Origin of the sequence: Pannonibacter anstelovis, assembly GCF_036881715.1 — a bacterium.
GTDB lineage: Bacteria > Pseudomonadota > Alphaproteobacteria > Rhizobiales > Stappiaceae > Pannonibacter > Pannonibacter anstelovis.
The window spans coordinates 243,511-263,721 of the sequence record NZ_JBAKBF010000007.1 but is presented as its reverse complement, the minus strand read 5'-3'; the positions used below and the strand labels follow the sequence as shown (position 1 = coordinate 263,721).

At 61.6% G+C, this 20,211-nt stretch carries 16 protein-coding genes; 2 read left to right on the top strand and 14 right to left on the bottom strand.

The features are described from left to right. The 8 genes from V6L75_RS13175 to V6L75_RS13140 form a co-directional block, all read right to left on the bottom strand. Positions 1–2,366 (bottom strand): Tex family protein (locus V6L75_RS13175; RefSeq protein WP_334251955.1); only part of this gene is annotated, 2,366 nt, incomplete at its 3' end. A 167-nt stretch (positions 2,367–2,533) separates the two neighbouring features. Then, positions 2,534–3,652: an ATP-dependent DNA helicase gene (locus V6L75_RS13170; RefSeq protein WP_019965057.1), complete on the bottom strand. Its 1,119-nt coding sequence runs from the start codon at positions 3,650–3,652 to the stop codon at positions 2,534–2,536. A 127-nt stretch (positions 3,653–3,779) separates the two neighbouring features. Beyond that, complete coding sequence (locus V6L75_RS13165; RefSeq protein ID WP_334251954.1) at positions 3,780–4,613, bottom strand: dipeptide ABC transporter ATP-binding protein; 834 nt, start codon at positions 4,611–4,613, stop codon at positions 3,780–3,782. Then, entirely contained in the window at positions 4,610–5,461 is an 852-nt protein-coding gene (locus V6L75_RS13160) for an ABC transporter ATP-binding protein (RefSeq protein WP_334251953.1), read from the bottom strand. The genes V6L75_RS13165 and V6L75_RS13160 overlap by 4 nt, the downstream gene beginning before the upstream one ends. Positions 5,462–5,465: 4 nt before the next feature. Further along, positions 5,466–6,320 carry an ABC transporter permease subunit gene (locus V6L75_RS13155; RefSeq protein ID WP_334251959.1) on the bottom strand — a complete coding sequence of 285 codons (855 nt, stop codon included), beginning with the start codon at positions 6,318–6,320 and terminating at the stop codon, positions 5,466–5,468. Positions 6,321–6,411: 91 nt separating this feature from the next. Next, positions 6,412–7,419, bottom strand: a complete 1,008-nt coding sequence (locus V6L75_RS13150) for an ABC transporter permease subunit (protein WP_334251952.1) — start codon at positions 7,417–7,419, stop codon at positions 6,412–6,414. Positions 7,420–7,534: 115 nt separating this feature from the next. Next, positions 7,535–9,139 carry an ABC transporter substrate-binding protein gene (locus V6L75_RS13145; protein WP_334251951.1) on the bottom strand — a complete coding sequence of 535 codons (1,605 nt, stop codon included), beginning with the start codon at positions 9,137–9,139 and terminating at the stop codon, positions 7,535–7,537. A 586-nt stretch (positions 9,140–9,725) separates the two neighbouring features. Further along, positions 9,726–11,885, bottom strand: coding sequence for a mechanosensitive ion channel domain-containing protein (locus V6L75_RS13140; protein WP_334251950.1), 2,160 nt, complete (start codon positions 11,883–11,885; stop codon positions 9,726–9,728). A gap of 533 nt (positions 11,886–12,418) precedes the next feature. On the opposite strand from V6L75_RS13140, the gene V6L75_RS13135 reads away from it, so the two are divergent. Further along, on the top strand, positions 12,419–13,507 hold the full coding sequence (locus V6L75_RS13135) for a DUF2336 domain-containing protein (protein ID WP_334251949.1): 1,089 nt from the start codon (positions 12,419–12,421) through the stop codon (positions 13,505–13,507). Positions 13,508–13,592: 85 nt separating this feature from the next. Here V6L75_RS13135 and fliJ read toward each other — a convergent pair whose 3' ends face one another. After that, complete coding sequence (gene fliJ / locus V6L75_RS13130) at positions 13,593–14,000, bottom strand: flagellar export protein FliJ (RefSeq protein ID WP_019965066.1); 408 nt, start codon at positions 13,998–14,000, stop codon at positions 13,593–13,595. A gap of 29 nt (positions 14,001–14,029) precedes the next feature. Further along, the gene (gene fliI / locus V6L75_RS13125) at positions 14,030–15,355 is read right to left on the bottom strand and encodes a flagellar protein export ATPase FliI (protein WP_055456374.1); all 1,326 of its coding nucleotides are present in this window, start codon (positions 15,353–15,355) and stop codon (positions 14,030–14,032) included. Positions 15,356–15,727: 372 nt separating this feature from the next. On the opposite strand from fliI, the gene ctrA reads away from it, so the two are divergent. Then, positions 15,728–16,420 (top strand): response regulator transcription factor CtrA, encoded by a 693-nt coding sequence (gene ctrA, locus V6L75_RS13120; protein WP_019965068.1) that lies wholly within the window; start codon positions 15,728–15,730, stop codon positions 16,418–16,420. A 144-nt stretch (positions 16,421–16,564) separates the two neighbouring features. Here ctrA and V6L75_RS13115 read toward each other — a convergent pair whose 3' ends face one another. The 4 genes from V6L75_RS13115 to V6L75_RS13100 form a co-directional block, all read right to left on the bottom strand. Next, complete coding sequence (locus V6L75_RS13115; protein ID WP_425498733.1) at positions 16,565–17,551, bottom strand: MBL fold metallo-hydrolase; 987 nt, start codon at positions 17,549–17,551, stop codon at positions 16,565–16,567. Positions 17,552–17,737: 186 nt separating this feature from the next. Continuing rightward, positions 17,738–18,613 carry a CheR family methyltransferase gene (locus V6L75_RS13110; protein ID WP_055456376.1) on the bottom strand — a complete coding sequence of 292 codons (876 nt, stop codon included), beginning with the start codon at positions 18,611–18,613 and terminating at the stop codon, positions 17,738–17,740. Next, positions 18,610–19,806 carry a protein-glutamate methylesterase/protein-glutamine glutaminase gene (locus V6L75_RS13105; protein WP_334251946.1) on the bottom strand — a complete coding sequence of 399 codons (1,197 nt, stop codon included), beginning with the start codon at positions 19,804–19,806 and terminating at the stop codon, positions 18,610–18,612. Before V6L75_RS13105 ends, V6L75_RS13110 begins: the two co-directional genes overlap by 4 nt. 21 nt (positions 19,807–19,827) lie before the next feature. Continuing rightward, on the bottom strand, positions 19,828–20,193 hold the full coding sequence (locus tag V6L75_RS13100; RefSeq protein ID WP_334251944.1) for a response regulator: 366 nt from the start codon (positions 20,191–20,193) through the stop codon (positions 19,828–19,830). Between the last annotated feature and the right edge of the window lie 18 nt (positions 20,194–20,211).

Here is a 20,211-nt window from a genome sequence, read left to right as displayed (position 1 = left end):
CCGCCGCCACGGGGTGCGCCGCCACCACGCGGGGCGCCGCCGCCGGGACGGGGGCCACGCGGATCACGAGGCCCTTCCTGGCTGGTCCGCTCGCGCGCGGCCTGATAGTCGGCGGCCTTCTTCATGGTCAGCGAGATGCGCTTGCGTTTGGCATCCACCTCCAGCACCGTCACCGAGACGATATCGCCCGCCTTGACCACCTTGTGCGGATCATCCACGAACTTGTCGGCCAGCTGCGACACGTGGACAAGGCCATCCTGATGCACGCCGATATCGACGAAAGCACCGAAGTTGGTGACGTTGGTGACCGTGCCTTCCAGCTTCATGCCCACGCGCAGGTCTGAAATCTCTTCCACACCATCCAGCAGCGTTGCGGTCTTGAACTCCGGGCGCGGGTCACGGCCTGGCTTCTCCAGCTCGGCGATGATGTCGCGCACGGTCGGCAGGCCGAAACGCTCGTCGGTGAACTGGGCCGCATTCAGTGTCTTCAGGAAGGCGCTGTCGCCCATGATCTGGCGCACATCGCGGCCACAGGCCTTCACGATGCGCTCAGCCAGCGGATAGGCTTCCGGGTGCACGGAGGACGAATCCAGCGGATTGTCACCGTCGCGGATGCGCAGGAACCCGGCGCAAAGCTCGAAGGCCTTGGCGCCGAGGCGCGGCACATCCATCAGCTGCTTGCGGCTGGTGAAGCGGCCAATGCTGTCGCGGTGTTCCACCACGGCCTTGGCGAGGCTTTCGCCCAGACCCGAAATGCGGGCGAGCAGCGCAGGCGAAGCGGTGTTGAGATCCACACCCACCGCGTTCACCGCATCTTCCACAACGGCATCAAGCGCACGGGCCAGACGGGTCTGGTTCACGTCATGCTGATACTGGCCGACGCCGATGGACTTGGGCTCGATCTTGACGAGTTCGGCCAGCGGGTCCTGCAGGCGGCGGGCGATGGATGCCGCCCCGCGCAGGGAAACGTCCACATCCGGCATTTCCTTGGCCGCCAGCTCAGAGGCAGAATAGACCGAAGCTCCCGCCTCATTGACGATGACCTTGATGGGCCGCGCTGCAACCGGAATGTCAGCCAGAACCTCTGCAGCCAAACGGTCAGTCTCGCGGCTTGCGGTGCCGTTGCCGATGGCGATCAGCCCCACCTTGTGGCGGGCGATCAGCGCCAGCAGCGTGTTGCGGGCACCGGCCATGTCGTTCTTCGGCTGGAAGGGATAGACGGTGGCCGTCTCCACCAGTTTGCCGGTGGCATCAACCACCGCCACCTTCACACCCGTGCGGATGCCCGGATCCAGCCCCAGCGTGGCGCGGGCACCGGCAGGAGCGGCAAGCAGCAGGTCCTTGAGATTGCGGGCAAACACCTGAATGGCCTCTTCCTCGGCCCGGTCGCGCAGGTCACCCATCAGGTCAAGCTCAAGGTGCAGCGCCAGCTTCACCTTCCAGGCCCAGCGGGCCACATCCATCAGCCACTTGTCAGCAGGGCGGCCCTGCTCGGAGATACCGGCCGCATGTGCCACCATGCGCTCGACCGGCTTCAGCCCCTCGGTCACATCCGTGTCTACCGTCAGCTCGACGGAGAGCACACCCTCGTTGCGGCCACGGAACAGCGCCAGCGCCCGGTGGCTGGGGATCTTGGCCCAGCTCTCGGAATAATCGAAATAGTCGGAGAACTTGGCGCCCGGCTCCTGCTGGCCGTCGATGACCTTGGAGACGACAACGCCCTTGGAAGTCAGATATTCGCGCAGACGGCCAACCAGTTCGGCGTTTTCGGAGAAGCGCTCCATCAGGATCTGGCGTGCGCCATCCAGCGCATCCTTCACCGTGGCCACGCCCTTTTCCTCGCTGACAAAGGCGGCAGCTTCCGTTTCCGGCACTTTGCGCGGATCGGTGAGCAGCGCATCGGCCAGCGGCTCCAGCCCTGCTTCGCGGGCAATCTGCGCCTTGGTGCGGCGCTTCTTCTTGAAGGGCAGATACAGATCTTCCAGCACCGCCTTGGTGTCGGCCTGCGCGATCTTCAGCGCCAGCTCGTCCGTCAGCTTGCCCTGCTCATCAATCGACTTCACGATGGCGGCGCGCCGGTCTTCCATCTCGCGCAGATAGATCAGCCGCTCTTCCAGCTTGCGCAGCTGGGTGTCATCCAGCCCGCCGGTCGCTTCCTTGCGGTAGCGGGCGATGAAGGGCACCGTCGAACCTTCGTCCAGCATCTGCACCGTGGCATTGACCTGGTTCGGCTGACAGCCGATCTCCTCCGCAATCCGCCGCGCAATCCTGAGCGCCACTTCGGGGGAGACCTGCGCCTTCTTGCCGGAAGCAGGCGTGGCGGCGAAGCCGGGGGTCTCGGGGCTCAGGTCGGAGAGATCGGACATGGGGTCGTTCCATCGCAAATTGATCGGATAGCCCCCTGCCCGCCGGAGGCCGGCAAGGGAGCGCGGACGATAGAGCCCGCAAAGGCGGCGATAAAGAGACACCCCGCCACAGTCCACGGAAATGCAGGGTTTCACACAGGGAGTGGCACTTACGGATTACCGCCTCATCAACGCACCACAGTGATGCTCTCCGCTGCGCGGGTGACGGCGGTGTAGAGCCAGCGGTCGCGGTGTTCGCGGAAGGCGAAGCTTTCGTCGAAGAGGACGACGCGGTCCCATTGCGAGCCCTGGGCCTTGTGCACGGTCAGGGCATAGCCGAAATCGAATTCGTCGGACTTGCGCCGCAGGGCGTAGGGGATCTGCTCCGCGCCTTCCTCGAAGAGCGCAGGCATGACCTTGATTTCCACCGACTGCTTGCCCGGCTCGTCCTCGGGCATGATGTCATAGCGCAGGGTGTTGCCCTTGGACTGCTTCTGCCGCTTCACCTGCCACAGGCCGCCATTGAGCAACCCGCGGGTCTTGTCGTTTCTGAGGCACACCAGCTTGTCGCCAACGGCCGGCATGGGCTGGAGGAAGCCCTTCAGCTCGCGGATGCGGTTGTTGTAAAGGCGGCGGGTGCGGTTGGTGCCGACAAGCACCTGATCGGCGGCCAGGATCTGCTCCTTGTCGATCTCCCGGCGGGAAATGATGCGGCTGGCGCCGAAGGTGCCGTAATCAAGGCTGCCGCCCTCGCGGATGGTCATGGACATGCGCACGATCGGATTGTCCTGCGCCTGCCGGTGCACCTCGGTCAGCATCACGTCCGGCTCGGCCTCGGTGAAATAGCCACCGCCCTTCACCGGCGGCAGCTGGGCCGGGTCACCCAGCACCAGCACCGGCGTGCCGAAGGACAGAAGATCACGGCCCAGATCCTCATCCACCATGGAACATTCGTCGATGACGATGAGGGATGCACGCGCTGCCTCGCTGTCACGCTTCAGGGCAAACTGCGGTCCGGCGTCCTCCCCCTCCTCGACGATCTCCTCTTCCTTGGCCGCGCGGGGCCGGTAGATCAGCGAGTGAATTGTGCCGGCATCCGTGCAGCCCTTCTGGCGCAGCACGTGGGCTGCCTTGCCGGTGAAAGCGCCGAAGCACACATCGCCATCAATGCCCTCCGCCAGATGGCGGGCCAGCGTCGTCTTGCCCGTTCCGGCAAAGCCGAAAAGGCGGAACACCTGCTTGTCCCCGCGCTTCAGCCAGCGCGCGGCATCCGACAAGGCCTTTTCCTGCTGGGGCGACCAGAGCATCCGTGCGATTCCCGTTTCGTTCGCTCAAGGCAATAGCGGGTTTTTACCCCATGACCAAGGCTCGAAAACAAAATGCCCCGCGAAACCCTTTCAGGCCTCGCGGGGCATGACTGGCAACCGTTTGCGCTTAAGCCGCCGCGGCCTTGGCCGCGAGGCGGGCGCGGATGCTCTCGACGCCGGACTTCGGCGTCGCGCTGAACAGCGTGCGGGTGTATTCGTGCTGCGGGTTCCCGAACACCCCGTCGCGGGTGCCGTATTCCACCACCTCGCCGTAATACATCACCATCACCTTGTCGGCGAGGTAGCGCACCACCGACAGGTCGTGGCTGATGAACACGTAGGTGAGGCCCATCTCGTCCTGCAGATCCTTGAGCAGATTGAGGATCTGCGCCTGAACGGAGAGGTCGAGCGCGGAAACCGGCTCGTCCAGCACCAGGAGCTTCGGCTTCAGCATGATCGCCCGGGCAATCGCCACGCGCTGGCGCTGGCCGCCGGAGAACATGTGCGGATAACGGCCGTAATGCTCAGGCTTCAGCCCCACCTTTTCGAGCATGGACAGGGCTGCATCGCGCCGCTCGGCAGCGGACATGTCCGTGTTGAGCAGCAGCGGCTCTTCCAGAACATGACCGATCTTCTGGCGCGGGTTGAGCGAGCCATAGGGGTTCTGGAACACGATCTGCACCTTGCGGCGCATTTCGCGGGAGATGCCGGTCCTGGCGATGTCGATGGGCAGGCCGTCGATCTCGATGGAGCCGGAGGTCTGCGGGTCGATCATGGTGAGGATGCGGGCAAGCGTGGACTTGCCGCAGCCGCTCTCGCCGACGATGGCCAGCGTGGAACCGCGCTCCACGTCGAAGCTGACACCCTTCACCGCCTGCAGGACGCGAGGCTTGGAGAACATGCCCCCGCCGATGACATATTCACGCGTGACATCGCGCACCTTGAGGATTGCGTCACTCATGCGCCGGCCTCCTGGGCTGCAAAGGTCTTGGCAAAGTCGCTCACGGTCGGCAGCCGGTCGCCGGTGGCGTTTTCCGGCAGCGCCGACAGCAGCGCACGGGTGTAGGGGTGCTTGGGCGCCTCGAAGAGGGAAAGCACATCGGACTCCTCCATCTTCCGGCCCTGATACTGCACGATCACCCGGTCGGCGGTTTCGGCCACGACACCCATGTCATGGGTGATCATGATCAGCGCCATGCCGCTGTCCTTCTGCAGCTTCATCAGCAGGTCGAGGATCTGCTTCTGGATCGTCACGTCGAGTGCCGTCGTCGGCTCATCGGCGATCAGCAGTTTCGGCGAGCAGGCAATGGCCATGGCGATCATCACGCGCTGGCACTGGCCGCCCGACATCTGGTGCGGGAAGGAATTGACCCGGCGCTCCGGCTCGGGGATGCCCACCGCTTTCATCAACTCCAGCACACGGGCCTTGCGGGCGCTGCCGGAGAGATCAGTGTGCACCTTCAGCGCTTCATTGAGCTGAAAGCCCACGGTGAAGCACGGGTTGAGGCTGGCAATCGGCTCCTGGAAGATCATGGAGATGTCCTTGCCGATGACCTTGCGCCGCTCTGCTGCAGAGAGCTTGCGCATGTCGCGGCCTTCAAACTCCATCTTGTCCGCCGTGATGGTGGCCGTGTCCGGCAGAAGGCCCATGGCCGCCAGCATGGCGACCGACTTGCCCGAACCGGACTCGCCGACGATGGCGAGCACTTCACCGGCCTCGACCGTATAGTCCACGCCGTCCAGCGCACGGAACGGGCCCTTGGCGGTGTCGAACTCGACACGGAGGTTGCGGATTTCAAGTAGCGCCATGGGCTTAGCTCCGCTTCAGCTTGGGATCGAGCGCATCACGCAGGCCGTCGCCGACCAGGTTGATGGCCAGAACCGTGATGAGGATGGCAAGACCGGGGAACGTAACGACCCACCAGGCGCGCAGGATGAACTCGCGCGCCTCCGCCAGCATCGTGCCCCATTCCGGGGTGGGCGGCTGGGCACCCATGCCGAGGAAGCCGAGGGCGGCTGCATCAAGGATGGCGTTGGAGAAGGAGAGCGTCGCCTGCACGATCAGCGGTGCAAGGCAGTTTGGCAGGATGGTCTTGAACATCAGCCGGAAGTGCCCTGCCCCGGCCACACGCGCCGCCACCACATAATCGCGGTTGCGCTCGGCCAGCACCGCCGCACGGGTGAGGCGGACGAAATGCGGCTGCAGCACCAGCGCGATGGCGATCATCGCATTGGTCAGGCCCGGCCCGAGGATTGCCACCAGCACGAGGGCCAGCAGCAGCGACGGAAAGGCCAGGATGATGTCCATCACGCGCATGATGAAGGTATCGACCGCGCCGCGCACATAACCGGCGACAAGGCCAAGGGCAATGCCGCCAACCAGGGCAATCACCACCACGAGCACGCCGATGAAGAGCGAGAACCGCGCGCCGAAGATCAGTCGCGAGAGAATGTCACGGCCCACAGCATCTGTGCCGAGCAGGAAGCGCCAGTCCCCCCCCTCAACCCAGACCGGCGGCACAAGGAAGCTTTCCCGGTACTGTACCTGCGGGGCATGCGGGGCGATGAGCGGTGCGAAGATCGCCGTCAGCACCAGAAGCACGAAGATGGCGAGGCCGATGACGGCGCCGCGGCTCTGGGAGAAGTAGTACCAGAACTCGGCCAGCATGGCGCGGGTGGCGTTGCGGCTTTCCTGGGCGAGCTTTTCGGCCGAAACGGGTGCGGCCTCTGAAGTCTTGGTCATTGTCTGTCCTCCGCGCTCAGTGGTGCCGGATACGCGGGTTGATGAGCCCGTAAAGCACGTCGACGATCAGGTTCACCAGCATGATGATGCCGGCAACCAGCAACAAGCCGCCCTGCACGGCGAAATAATCGCGCCGCAGGATGCTGTCGACCAGCCACTTGCCAATGCCCGGCCAGGAGAAGATCGTTTCGGTCAGGATCGCGCCTGCCAGCATCACGCCGATCTGCAGGCCGATGGTGGTAATCACCGGGATCAGCGCATTGCGCAAGGCATGCAAGCCAACAACCCGCAAGGGCGGCAGCCCCTTGGCACGGGCCGTGCGCACGTAGTCCTCGCCCAGCACTTCCAGCATGGCAGAACGGGTCTGGCGCGCAATGACGGCAAGCGGGATCGTCGCCAGCACCACCGAGGGCAGGATCAGGTGGCTGACGGCGGACATGAAGGCCCCCTTCTCGCCCGACAGAAGACTGTCGATCAGCATGAAGCCGGTGACCTGCGGGAAGAAGTACATCAGCGAGATGCGGCCCGAAACCGGTGTCCACTGCAGGATCCCCGAGAACAGGATGATCAGCAGCAGCCCCCACCAGAAGATCGGCATGGAATAGCCGACAAGCGCGGTGCCCATGATGGCCTGATCGGCCACCGTGCCACGCTTGACGGCCGCCAGGATGCCAAGCGGAATTCCCAGCAGCACAGCGATGAGAATGGCGCACAGGGCCAGTTCCATTGTCGCCGGAAACAGCTGGAGAAACTCGTCAAGCACCGGCTTCTTTGAAGCGAAGGAGACGCCCAGATCACCCTGGAAGATCTTGACGAGAAAATCGAGATATTGCTCCCACAGCGGCTTGTCGAAGCCCAGCTGCTGGAAAAGCATGGCCTTGCGCTCGGGATCAATGCCGCGCTCCCCCGCCAGGAGCTCAACCGGATCTCCCGGGAGCAGGCGGATGAAGCCGAAGGAGATCAGCGTCACACCGAGAAAAGTCGGAATGAGCAGGCCGAGACGGCTCAGAAGAAATCGTATCATGGTCCGGTTCCGGATGAGGGGCAGCGGCACGCGTGGCTGAGCCAGCGCGCCGCCACCCGGGAACAGCAAAGGGCAGCGGCGCCCAAAAGCTCCGCTGCCCTGCGAGTGTTACTTGTTACTCAGCGATGTCGACGCCTTCGAAGGAGTGCTTGCCGAGCGGGTTCATGACATAGCCGGAGACCTTCTTCGACATTGGCATGAACACCACGGAGTGCGCGATGGTTGCCCACGGAGCCTGCTCCTTGAAGACGACCTGAGCCTCTTCATAGAGCTTGGTGCGCTCCTCCTTGGTGGAGACCGTCTTTGCCTTCTGAATGAGGGCATCGAAGTCCTTGTTGCACCACTGGGCACGGTTTGCACCGCCCACAGCATCGCACCCCAGCAGAACGGCCAGGAAGTTGTCCGGGTCACCGTTGTCGCCGGTCCAGCCCAAGAGCACGGCACCATCACGCTTGGTGTCGCTCGAGCGCTTCAGGTACTCGGCCCATTCGTAGGAGACGATCTCGACCTTGACACCGATCTTGTCGAAGTCGGCCTGGATCAGCTCGGCCATGCGGCGGGCATTCGGATTGTACGGACGCTGCACCGGCATCGCCCAGATCTTCATGCTCAGATCCTTGACGCCAGCGGCCTCAAGCATCTTCTTGGCCGCTTCCGGATCGTACGGATCGTCCTTGATGGCGGTGTTATAGGACCACATGGTCGGCGGGATCGGGTTGATGGCCTTTTCGCCAGAACCTTGGAACACGCCGTACATGATCGCGTCCTTGTTGATCGCCATGTTCAGTGCCTTGCGCACTTCCGGCTTGTCGAACGGTGCCTGCTGGGTGTTGTAGGCCAGATAGCCCACGTTCAGACCCGGCTGCTCCATCATCTGCAGGCTGTCGTCAGCCTTGATGGCCTCCAGATCAGCCGGTGCCGGATACGGCATGATATGGCACTCGCCAGCCTTCAGCTTCTGCAGGCGAACGGCTGCGTCCGGCGTGATGGCGAAGACGAGGTTGTCGATCTTCTGCTTGCCGTCCCAGTAGTCAGCGAAAGCCTGATAGCGGATGACCGCGTCTTTCTGGTAGGCCACGAAGGCGAACGGGCCCGTGCCGACCGGCTGCTGGTTCAGCAGATCCTTGGTGCCGGCCTTATCAAGCTGATCGGCATATTCGGCGGACAGGATCGAGGCGAAATCCATGGCCAGATTCGCCAGCATCGGCGCTTCCGGACGGTTCAGCACGAACTTTACAGTATAGTCGTCAACCTTGACGATTTCCTTGATCAGGTCCGGCATGGACATGCCGTCATAATACTCCCAGGAAGCGCCAGCGGTGTACTGGTTCCAGGGATTGTCCTTCTGGCCCTGACGGTTGAAGGAGAACAGGACGTCGTCGGCGTTGAAATCGCGCGTCGGCGTGAAATAGCTGGTGGTGTGGAACTTCACACCCTTGCGCAGGTTGAAGGTGTACTCCAGCCCGTCATCGGAAACGGTCCAGCTTTCGGCGAGACCCGGAACGACTTCCGTGGTGCCCGGCTTGAACTGCACGAGGCCGTTGTAGACGGCCTGGGAAGACGCATCGAACGTGGTGCCGGACGTGTAGAGTGCCGGATCGAAGCCTTCCGGAGAGCCCTCGGAGCAATAGACCAGCGTCTTTGCCTGCGCGCCGGTTGCCGCCACGCCAATGAGGGTTGCACCCAGAAGCGCAGCCTTGAGGGTTTTACGCATCATCATCAAACTGTTCTCCCCTTTGATGAAAGGGCCGTGACCCCGCCGTTAACGTTTGGCGGGCTGGAACACGGCCTTGAGCGAAATAAGGCCGCTTTTTCGCCTGAAATCAACCGCCAAAAAATTTCTTCTTCACCACAATAACGGAAGATTTTTTCCAAAATTGTTCACGCGCTTAACATGTGCAGCTCAATACTTGGAACTTCAGGCAAAATACGACCACCCTCCTCAAATCAAGCCACAAGACATGAAGAACCGAAAAAGAAAATTTCCGAAAAAACACGCGCATCCACACGCTGTAGAATAGTCATATAAATCTAACGTCTAGCGCAGACGGGTAACCGCAGAAGGAATATCTTGACCATTTGATCAAAAAACATACTCAAGGAAAGAAACTTCCTGAATGCGCAGCTGTAAGCCAAGTCAATCAATTCAGCTGCAGACTCACCGGAAGGGTGGGCGAATGATATTATCTGGCGCCAGCCAAGGACGCCTGCAGATTTATCGGGAAAAATGACAATGACCCAATGGGTGAGCCGCTTCTGACGCGGTTGGCCACGGCAGGCTGTCCCCAGCCGGCCGTGGAATACGGTCAGGACGTCTCCCTGCCGGCAGCCGGTTGCCCGTCCTCGCGCGGCGGGACGGAAGCCACGTCCTGCTGAGGCGCAGGCAGCGATCCCGGGGCCACGTGGTAAGTCACCTGCGGGAACGGAATCTCGATGCCGTATTCATCGAAAGCGATCTTGAGCTGCTCGTTATAGGCGCGTCCCGTAGCCCACTGGGCGCCCGGGAAGGTCTTGATGCGGGCGCGTAAGGTGATTGCGGAATCGCCAAAGGCTATAACGCCCTGCATGTCGAGGTCGCCGATGATACTGCCACCTTCCGGCAGTCCCTTCAGCCGGTCGAAAGCCACCTTCATGGCCTCCTTCGCCGTGGCAATGTCTGTGTCGTAGGCAACACCGATCTCCGCCACGTGGAAGGAGAAATCGCGCATGAAGTTCGACACCATGTCCACGGACGAGAACGGGATGATGTGTGTGGTGCCATTGACATCGCGCATGCGCACGGAGCGCACAGTCAGCCGCTCTACCGAACCCGTAATGCCGGCAACTGTCACGACATCACCCTCATTGATCGCATTCTCGATCTGGATGAAGGCGCCGGTGATGATGTCCTTCACCAGCGTCTGCGCGCCAAAGGACACGGCAAGGCCGAGCACACCTGCACCGGCGATGAGCGGGCCGATATCCACGCCAAGCTCCGAAAGAGCCAGCATGCCCGCCATGACGATCACGATAACCGTGAAAGCGTTGCGGAACAGCTGAAACAAGGTGCGTTCACGTGCCGAGATGATGGAATCGGCGCGGCCTTTCAGGCGCAGATCCGTCCAGGACATGACCGCAAGCCAAATGCCAAAGCAGATGAGCACAATCACCAGGGCAGAGGTAAAACGTCCGATCACCCCGCCACCGGCCCCCTCGAAGAGCCAGCCGGTCACATCCAGAACTGACCAGACCTGAAGCAGGATCGCAGCGGCCAGAAGGCCGACCAGCACCCGCAGCACCTGCAGCACGTGAGGAATGAACCGGTTCACCCGGCCCTCCAGCTCGGGCAGTGTCTCCTTCAGGTCCTGCGGCAGGCGGATGCCGCCGGAAATGGCCCTTGTCATCATCAGCGACAGAAGCATGGCACCGAGTACCGTCAGCAGGGTCAGGCCTGTACCTGTCACCACCACGCGGGTCGCCTCGAAGGGCCTGGTGATCCAGATGCCGAACACCACGAGGATATAAAGCAGAGCCAGCGGCGCCCAGACACGCGAGAGTGCCAGCAAGGCACGGCGCCCGATTTCTCCATCCAGCGAATGAGCGTATGCGGCCATGGAGGTTTTGACATCATTGCGGTTGATCAGCACGATGACGGCCGCAATCACCGTTGCCAGCAGCACGACAAGCACCCGCAAGGCATTGCCCACTGCGATCGAAATCGTCAGGTTCGCCACCGGCACCGCCAGCATCACGCCATAGCCAAGGAAGGACACAACGAAGCCAAGGCGGCTCGACCAGTAACGCGCATGCGTGTTCGACACAGGCAGCCGCCGCAGTTTTTCGCGCGCCGGCGAGAAGGTGATACGCACCGCAAGGCGGGCAAGCCCGGTGACCACAAAGGCGTTGAGCGCCAGCGTCTCAAACAGGGAAAGCCCGCTCTGCAACGGCCCGAAACGGATCAGAGCCGCTGCATAACCGGCCACCGCTCCCAGCAGAAGTGCCACCACATCTGCAAATGCGAGAAACAGCAGCAGCCCTGCACGCCAGAGCCAGCCGTGCTGCCCTGCACGCTTCTCAAGCCTGTCAGCAGCCGGGCGTCCTATCTGGCGCAGCAGCCAGTAGACGGCGAAAGCACAAGCAAAAACAACAAGCAATTCAAGGGCGGTATGGCGAATCCGGTCCCACTTGACCGTCACCTCCCCCGTCGCGAGCAACTGAAAGCCGCGCAGCGAGATCGTCATACGCTCGGCAACTTTTATGAAGTCGTCGATCACATATTTGGTGTAGGCGCCCACCCGAACCGCAAAGGTGTCATCCTGCTGCATGGCTTCCGCAGGTGCTGCAACTGATGCGGCACCATCTGTGGCACCAGAAGCAGCGCCACCGGCCTGTTCCGCCTGTCCCAACCCTTCCAGAAGCCCGATCAGCGCCGCGCGGCCAGCAGGATCCTGCAGGACCTTGACCAGTGCATCGCGGGCCTCAGCCATGGAGTGCTGTTCACCGGCTGCCGTTGTGGCGGCTGCAGCGCCCGCCTGCTGCCCCCCTTGGGACGGATCCTGTGGCGCGGAAGCCTGGCTGGACTGCGCAGAAGTGCTGGCTGGAGTTCGCGCTGGCTCCGGAGCCGCGGAAGCTGGCCGGGATTGCAACGGAGGTTGATCCTGCTGAGCTGCAGGTACACTCAGCGGAGCACCATTTTGTGCTGCGACGGGCGCAAAGGCGCCAGCGGTCAACAGAACAGCCAACAAGGGACCGCAAAGGCGGCCGAGCGAAGCAGTGAATCGGGCAATCGTGGAATTCATGCGGTAAGTCATAGCAAACAATACGGCAATATCCAGACTGACAGGGCACCAGAGGGTGGCTGAGGAAGCTTTTCGATGGCGGCGAGGGAGGTGGCGCGCCCCGGCAGCCCAAATTGAAACAGTCCAGCTATCCGTAAAGATGACAGGCTTCAACGCAGGCTGATAACCCTTTGCTAACAGTAAGAACACTAGATTGCCCGGCGGATACAGACGGAAAAATCATGGCCCAAGAGCTGATCAGTCTAGCCATGAACCCTGCTCCAGATGCTCGAAGCGAGCTGATGCAGAGGCTGGCAGATATTTTCCTGCTTCGTGCAGAGCAAAACTCCGTCGAGGAACTGCAGCTGTTCGATCAGGTGATTCAGCGGCTGCTTGATGGCAGCCCGCTGGACGAGCGGGTGCGGCTTGCAGAAAAAATTGCATCTTTTGCAGGAACGCCCACTGGCCTTGCAGTCCGGCTGGCTCAGGACGAGATCCTGGTCGCCCGTCCGGTTCTGGAGCAATCTCCTGCCCTTGGCCCGCAGGAACTGGCCGCCCTTGCGGAGGATCTTGGAGAAGATCATCTCGAGTGCATGACCCGCCGCAACGATCTGCCGGCCGATGTGTCGGACACATTGATCAGACGTGGTCAGGTGCGTGTCTGGCGCCGTCTGGCGGGCAACCGGCGTATCAGGCTCTCGGAAGGGGCACTGGCAACCCTTGCCCGTGCTGCCCAGGACGATGTTGTCCTGCGGGAAGAGATGACCTTGCGCGCCGATCTGACACCCCGAATCTGCCAGGGCCTCATGCCATTCGTCGGCACGGAAACCCAGGAGCGTCTCAAGGAACTGGCGGCTGGCAGGCTGACGGCCGAGGACCTGGAGGGCATCGCCCGCCGGCGCAAGATCCGGCGCAAGCTGGGAACGCTTCTAGACACATCCAACACCGGCCGGCTCTGGCGAGCCATCACCCTCGGCTCAGCCATGCTGGACGATGTCATTCAGCTCATGCTCGAAGATGGCCGGCTGACCAATGCGGCTGATCTCATTGCCCTGGCCTGCAACACCCACAAGGCGCATGTGCGCTCCGCCGTCTTCAGCATCGAGGGGGACAGGCTGCTCAGCTTTGCCCGGCTCGCCGGCCTCTCTCTCCCGAGCTTCGCTCAGCTGGTCCGTGCACGCAGCAAACACATGCAGATCCCGCCGGAGCAGGCCGAAGCTCTCATCGAGCGCTTTGTATGCGAAGCCGAGAGCGAGCTGGAACGCAAACGGATGCGCAGCGACTTTGCAGCGCACCGCCCCCGCCGGCCCTTGTCCGGATCCCCATCATGACAGGGACCAGCCGGGAAGCCGCCTCCTGAAACGGCACGAGGCCCGCACATCCATGCGAGCCCCGTGTCCGTTGTGAGAATTCCGATCAACGGGCGCGTACGCGTCCTGCGACTTCGTCCAGCTGATCCTGCTCTGCCTGTTCCTGCGCTTCCCGCTCCCGCTGATGGTCGCGTTCTTCAAGCTGTTCGAATTTCTTCAGCTCTTCAATCGCTTCGCTCAGCTCGTCACGGGCCTTTTCAAGCTGGTCGTCCAGCTCATGCGCAGAGTTGCGCAGATTGTCGCGCCGCGTTGCTGCGGCCTTTGCAAAAGTCGGATAGGCAAAATGCGTGACGTCCGTGATGCCGACACGCTCCTGCTCGGTCCGGATCTGATCGTCGAGTTCATCCGCCATGCGGTGGAATTCGGCGATCATCGACTCAATCTGGGTCACCTGGCGGCGCTTTTCGTCCACCTGGAACCGCTTCAGACGAATGAGGCTTTCTCGGGACTTCATTACTCGGTACTCCCCTTACAAGGCGCACTCTAACCCGGAGTCATTTCCAAAAGGTTGGCGAGCTGCATGTATCCGTCATCCAGAGGTGTCGCCTCGCCCTTGCCCTGTGTCAGAAATGTCTCAAGCGCATCATGACGTGAAATCGCCTCGTCCACCAACGGGTCCGACCCGCGCCGGTAGGCACCAAGGCGAATAAGTTCTTCCATGTCCGCAAAAGTCGCCATCAGCGCCTTGGCCTTGCGCAGAACCGGGAGATAATCCTGCGGAACGCAGCGCGGCATGGTTCGTGAAACGGACTTTAGCACATTGATCGCCGGATACCGCCCTCTTTCGGCAATCGAGCGTTCCATCACCACGTGTCCATCCAGAATGCCGCGCACCGCATCGGCCACGGGCTCATTGTGGTTGTCGCCTTCCACAAGCACGGTGAAGAGACCAGTGATCGAACCGCTTCCGACCTTGCCGGGACCGGCACGTTCCAGCAGGCGCGGCAACTCGGTGAAAACAGTCGGAGTATACCCCTTGGACGTCGGCGGCTCCCCGATGGACAGGCCGATCTCACGCTGTGCCATGGCAAAGCGGGTGATCGAATCCATCATGCACAGCACCTTTTTGCCTTCATCGCGGAAATACTCCGCAACCGTCATGGCCAGATAGGCGGCCTGACGGCGCATCAGCACGCTCTCATCCGACGTGGCGACGACAACAACAGAACGGGCAAGACCCTCCTCGCCCAGATCATCCTCGATGAACTCCTGCACCTCGCGCCCGCGCTCGCCGATGAGGCCGATGACCGACACATCGCAATCCGTGTTGCGGGCCAGCATCGACATCAGCACCGACTTGCCCACACCGGAACCGGCAAAGATGCCGATACGCTGGCCCTCACAGCAGGTGACAAAGGTGTTGAGCGCTCTCACCCCCAGATCCAGCGGCGGGCCGACGCGGGCCCGGTCCGCCGCCGGGGGTGGCGCAGTGCGCAGACGTTTCGCCGCATCGCCACCCTGAAGCGGCCCCTTGCCATCAATCGGCTCGCCCATTGCATTGATGACCCGGCCAAGCCAGCTGGCCGCCGGATGCACGACGCTGTCACGTGAGGCGACAAGAGCGCGGCATCCCATGCGCACACCTTCGAGGCCCGAAAACGGCATGCACAGCGCGTGACCGGAGCGGAAACCCACGACCTCTGCAAAGACTGGTGGAATGCCATCGCCGATGTCGATCGCAAGCCGTGCGCCAACGCTCATCTCGTGGATGGGACCGGCAATTTCGACAAGGAGACCCTGCACCGCCACAACCCGGCCCCATATCTGAGCGGGCATCAACGATTCGATCTCTGCAAAAAGTGCCTTCACACCAAACTTCCTCTCGATCCTTGGGCCGCTGGTAACCGAACGTTTACATCTCTGCTTAATGTTAATGAACGAAGCGTTGAGAGGCGAAAGCCATTTCAGGGCGTGATGGTAAGGTCAAACGAGTCTGATTGGAATCAGCTAGCCTGGTTCCCTGATGTAAAACGTTAACGCATATGAAAGCCCCGGGTGCCCGGGCTCTCACATGACTGGGCGTTTTTTCACAGTTTCGGACTATTGGTGCTTGCTGCGGGGAATCAGAATTTGTTAACCATAATTCACGAAGTGAGTCGGGGTTGACATCAGTCCTACGTAGCGCATGCACCGGCTGAACTGTTGCGATTTGCCCAGAATAGGCAGCACAAGGGGATTGACATGCGTGTATTGTTGATTGAGGACGATAGCGCCACTGCGCAGAGCATCGAATTGATGCTGAAGTCCGAGAATTTCAACGTCTACACGACAGATCTTGGCGAGGAAGGCATCGACCTCGGCAAGCTGTACGACTACGACATCATTATGCTGGATCTTAACCTGCCGGACATGTCAGGTTACGAAGTCCTGCGGACACTGCGCGTTTCCAAGGTCAAGACGCCGATCCTGATCCTCTCCGGTCTTGCCGGTATCGAGGACAAGGTGCGCGGCCTCGGCTTCGGCGCAGACGACTACATGACCAAGCCGTTCCACAAGGATGAGCTGGTTGCCCGTATCCACGCCATTGTCCGCCGTTCGAAGGGTCACGCACAGTCCGTGATCGTTACCGGCGACCTGCGCGTCAACCTCGACACCAAGACGGTGGAAGTCGCTGGCCAGCGCGTCCACCTGACCGGCAAGGAGTACCAGATGCTGGAACTCCTGTCCCTGCGCAAGGGCACGACCCTGACCAAGGAAATGTTCCTGAACCACCTCTATGGCGGCATGGACGAGCCGGAACTGAAGATCATCGACGTGTTCATCTGCAAGCTGCGCAAGAAGCTTGCGTCGGCCACCTCCGGCAAGAACTACATCGAAACAGTCTGGGGCCGTGGCTATGTGCTGCGTGAACCCGACATGGAAGTGGCTGCCTGAGACAGCCACCCCGCTTCATACGCTTCAGGAGAACCTCCGTCCGCAAGGCCGGGGGTTTTTCTTTATGATCCGCAGGCTTGCAATTTGCAAAAGCCCGCGCCCGGCTTCCCGGACGCGGGCTAGCAGACATACGCCGCGCTTCGCTTAGAGATTCAGCTGATAGGCGGCCGGAACGTACCGGAAGCCATCGTCATTGGCCTCGACAAATCCAACGGCCGGGAACGGCATGTGATAGCCGGCGAAGGCCACACGGTCGGCCGCAATCATACCCAGCATCTTGCGGCGCGTTTCCGCTGCTGCGGCCTTGTCCATGTCGAAGCGCACTTCCCAGTCCGGATGGGCCAGCGACCAGACAAAATGATTGGTCATGTCTGCGGTCAGCACGAGGCGCCGGCCTTCCGATTCCAGATTGTAGATCATGTGGCCCGGCGTGTGCCCCGCGGCGGCCATGCCGGTGATGCCGGAGACAACGGAACCGCCGTCCCCGATGAAGGTCATCTTCTCGGCGAAAGGCTTGACGTGGGTTTCCATCAGCTTGGCAACGCCATTGCTGGCCGGGTCCTGCCCAGCCCAGAAATCAAACTCTGCTTGACCCGTGACATAGACCGCATTCGGGAAAGCGGGATTGCCCCCCTCCAGCATGCCGCCGATATGGTCCGGATGCATGTGGGTCAGCACCACGATATCCACCTGCTCCGGCGTATAACCTGCGGCCTGCAATGCGGCACGCATGTTGCCCCGGCCCGGGCGGCCGCCCTCGCCCACGCCTGTATCGAACAGAACCAGCTTGTCACCGGTATTCACGAGCACAGGCGTGAAGGAATTGCGGAACTTGTCCACGGGCAGGAAATTGGCCTCGGACACCGCGTTGAATTCTTCGGCGGGCACATTCATGCCGAAGGTCTTTTGCGGCTCCTCGCTCACCGCAGCCCCGTCCAGAAGGGCCGTCACCTCGAAGGCGCCCACCTTAAAGCGGGAGACGGACAGAAGCGCCTCCGTCTGCATTGGTGCTGCCGCCTGTGCCTGAAGCGGTGCAAGGCCCAGGCCAAGGCCTGATGCCCCTGCAGCCGTCAGACCTGCGGCCCCTCCGGCCAGAATATGGCGGCGGTTGAATGAAACTGGCTGATCCATCATCCCGGTTCTCCACATGATCAGTCACTCATGAACTGAGGCAGAATGCCTCAGGCATCGGGATCGAAGGTGGAGCACGGCAGGTTGAGATCAAGCAGAAGCACGTGATCTGACACGATCGTGAAGACGAAATGCAAATGGCCGCCCTGGTTGGGCGGCCATCAGCACAAGAGATATCAGGGCAGCTTACTTCAGGCCAAAGGCAGACGTTGCACCAGCGGCGGCAAAGCGGGACACGGGCTTTGCCGCCGCCTGCTTGAGCTGATACAGGCCACGCTGGCCAGGCACGGGCTGGAAGGCATCGGTCAGGCCCACCACGGTTTCAGCTGCGCCGAGCACCAGGTATCCGTCATCCGGCATCATCTTGGCGATGCGGTGAAGGATATCCACCTTGGTCTGCTGGTCGAAATAGATCAGCACGTTGCGGCAGAACACGATATCGAACTCGCCCAGGTGGCTGAAGTTCTCCAAAAGGTTCAGCTTGCGCCACTCGATCATGGCGCGCAGGTCCGGGTTGATCTGCCACAGATCACCCTGCTGCGAGAAATACTTCAGCAGCATCTGGATCGGCAGGCCGCGCTGCACTTCGAACTGGCTGTAGATGCCGGTCTTGGCCTTCTCCAGCACTTCCGAGGACAAATCGGTGCCAAGGATCCGGAAGCGCCAGCCGGCAACCTTGGCCGCATTTTCCTTCAGGCAGATGCCCAGAGAATAGGGCTCCTGGCCGGTGGAGGCCGCCGCACACCAGATGCGCACGTTGCGGCTGCTGGCGCGGCTTTGCAGCATTGCCGGCAGCATGATGTTGGTGAAATGATCGAACGGCGTCTTGTCGCGGAAGAAGAACGACTCGTTGGTCGTCATCGCTTCCACCACCGCATTGGCCAGCATGGCGTTGCCGCCGCGCTGCAGCGAGCCCACGAGCGCGGACAGGCCGTCAATGCCATTCTTGCGCGCCACCGGCACCAAGCGGCTCTCGACCAGATACTGCTTGTCGTCAGACAAGACCAGACCGGACCGCTCCTTCAGGAAGCGTTTGAGAAATTCATATTCGGCCGGTGTCATCGGATAGTCCCCTTCAACACGCGCACAATTTTGGGTCCAATTTCCATGAGCGGCAGAATGTCGCTGCACAGGCCCGTATTGGCAGCTGCACCAGGCATGCCCCAGACAACGCTGGAAGCCTCGTCCTGGGTGATAATGCTGCCTCCGCCAGCCGAAATGGTCTTCACACCATTCGCGCCGTCCGAGCCCATGCCCGTCAGGATGAGCGCCAGTGTTGCAGAGCCATAGGCCTTGGCAACGCTGTCAAACATCGGATCGACGGCAGGTTTGCAGAAGTTTACCGGAGGATCGTCCGTCAAGCGGATCTTGACCGCACCGCCGTCCTTTTCCAGGATCATGTGCTTGCCGCCTGGCGCCACGTAGATGTGTCCCGGCTGCAGCACGTCTCCCGTTTGCCCTTCCTTGGAGGGGCGCATCGCGGCCTTGCCGATATGTTCGGCCAGGATCGCGGTGAAAGTGGGCGGCATGTGCTGTGTGACAACGACCGGAATGTCGCCAATCACCGGGCCGATATCGCGCATGACCTGCTGCAGCGCCTGCGGACCGCCGGTCGAGCTGCCAATCGCCAGAATCCGCGGACGTGCCGACGAATAGGGCTTGGTCTGCAGGCCCTGCTTCGGCGCTTCGGCACGGGTTGCCAATGCCGGGCGGGTTGCCAGGGAGCCGACGGGCGCCTGTGAAGCCGTACGTCCAGCTGCGGTCTCTGCACGCATGACGCGGGCGCGGCTGTTGATACGGCGGGCACGCTCTCCAAGCGCCTTGACCTTTTCGAGGAGCTCACGCCGGAAATCGACCGAAGTGGTCAGCTCCGAGGTGCTTTCCGGTTTGGGGACATAGTCAGCGGCCCCCAGAGACAGCGCCTTGAGCGAGATCTCAGCATTGCGGCGCGTCAGCGTTGAAGCCATGACCACGATGAGATCACGTTTCTTGGCCAGCATGAGCGGCAGCGCCGTCAGACCGTCCATTTCCGGCATTTCAATATCGAGCACAACAACGTCCGGGTTGCTGCGCAGAATATCATCAACAGCCAGCTTGCCGTTGCGGTGGGATGCAACGACGGCAAGCGCCGGGTCTGCATCCAGCCAACGGCCGAGAAGTCCACGGATCACGACCGCATCATCAACCACCATCACACGGATGGGGTCGGTGTTGGGTGTCGATCCCGTGGTAAGATTTGTCTGTGCAAATGCCATCCTGGCTGCCCTGAAAAAGGGTTAGATCAAGCCGACTTCCTGGAACTTCGCCTCGACGATTTCCCGGTCGAAGGGTTTCATGATGTATTCGTTGGCACCGGCTCGGATGGCACGGGCAATGTGCGCTACATCGTTTTCCGTCGTGCAGAAGACCACAATGGGCTTGTCGCCGCCGGGTTCGCGGCGGAGGCTGGTCAGAAACTCGAGGCCATCCATCACCGGCATGTTCCAGTCGAGCAGGATGGCATCAGGCATCTGGTTGCGGCAGGCGTCGAGCGCCTGCTGCCCGTCCTCGGCTTCCGTGATCTCGAAATGGAGGTCCTCAAGAATCCGGCGTGCAACCTTTCGGATCACGCTGGAATCATCCACTACAAGACACTGTTTCATCTGCCTGTTCTCCATAGT

Bases quoted from the DNA above. Each gene is read 5' to 3' on its own strand.
- V6L75_RS13165 (WP_334251954.1), bottom strand. From the start codon at position 4,613: ATGAGTGACGCAATCCTCAAGGTGCGCGATGTCACGCGTGAATATGTC.
- V6L75_RS13160 (WP_334251953.1), bottom strand. From the start codon at position 5,461: ATGGCGCTACTTGAAATCCGCAACCTCCGTGTCGAGTTCGACACCGCC.
- V6L75_RS13135 (WP_334251949.1), top strand. From the start codon at position 12,419: ATGGCCCAAGAGCTGATCAGTCTAGCCATGAACCCTGCTCCAGATGCT.
- fliJ (WP_019965066.1), bottom strand. From the start codon at position 14,000: ATGAAGTCCCGAGAAAGCCTCATTCGTCTGAAGCGGTTCCAGGTGGAC.
- V6L75_RS13170 (WP_019965057.1), bottom strand. From the start codon at position 3,652: ATGCTCTGGTCGCCCCAGCAGGAAAAGGCCTTGTCGGATGCCGCGCGC.
- V6L75_RS13105 (WP_334251946.1), bottom strand. From the start codon at position 19,806: ATGGCATTTGCACAGACAAATCTTACCACGGGATCGACACCCAACACC.
- V6L75_RS13155 (WP_334251959.1), bottom strand. From the start codon at position 6,320: ATGCTGGCCGAGTTCTGGTACTACTTCTCCCAGAGCCGCGGCGCCGTC.
- V6L75_RS13150 (WP_334251952.1), bottom strand. From the start codon at position 7,419: ATGATACGATTTCTTCTGAGCCGTCTCGGCCTGCTCATTCCGACTTTT.
- V6L75_RS13110 (WP_055456376.1), bottom strand. From the start codon at position 18,613: ATGACACCGGCCGAATATGAATTTCTCAAACGCTTCCTGAAGGAGCGG.
- V6L75_RS13145 (WP_334251951.1), bottom strand. From the start codon at position 9,139: ATGATGATGCGTAAAACCCTCAAGGCTGCGCTTCTGGGTGCAACCCTC.
- V6L75_RS13115 (WP_425498733.1), bottom strand. From the start codon at position 17,551: ATGGATCAGCCAGTTTCATTCAACCGCCGCCATATTCTGGCCGGAGGG.
- V6L75_RS13140 (WP_334251950.1), bottom strand. From the start codon at position 11,885: ATGGCTGAGGCCCGCGATGCACTGGTCAAGGTCCTGCAGGATCCTGCT.
- V6L75_RS13100 (WP_334251944.1), bottom strand. From the start codon at position 20,193: ATGAAACAGTGTCTTGTAGTGGATGATTCCAGCGTGATCCGAAAGGTT.
- ctrA (WP_019965068.1), top strand. From the start codon at position 15,728: ATGCGTGTATTGTTGATTGAGGACGATAGCGCCACTGCGCAGAGCATC.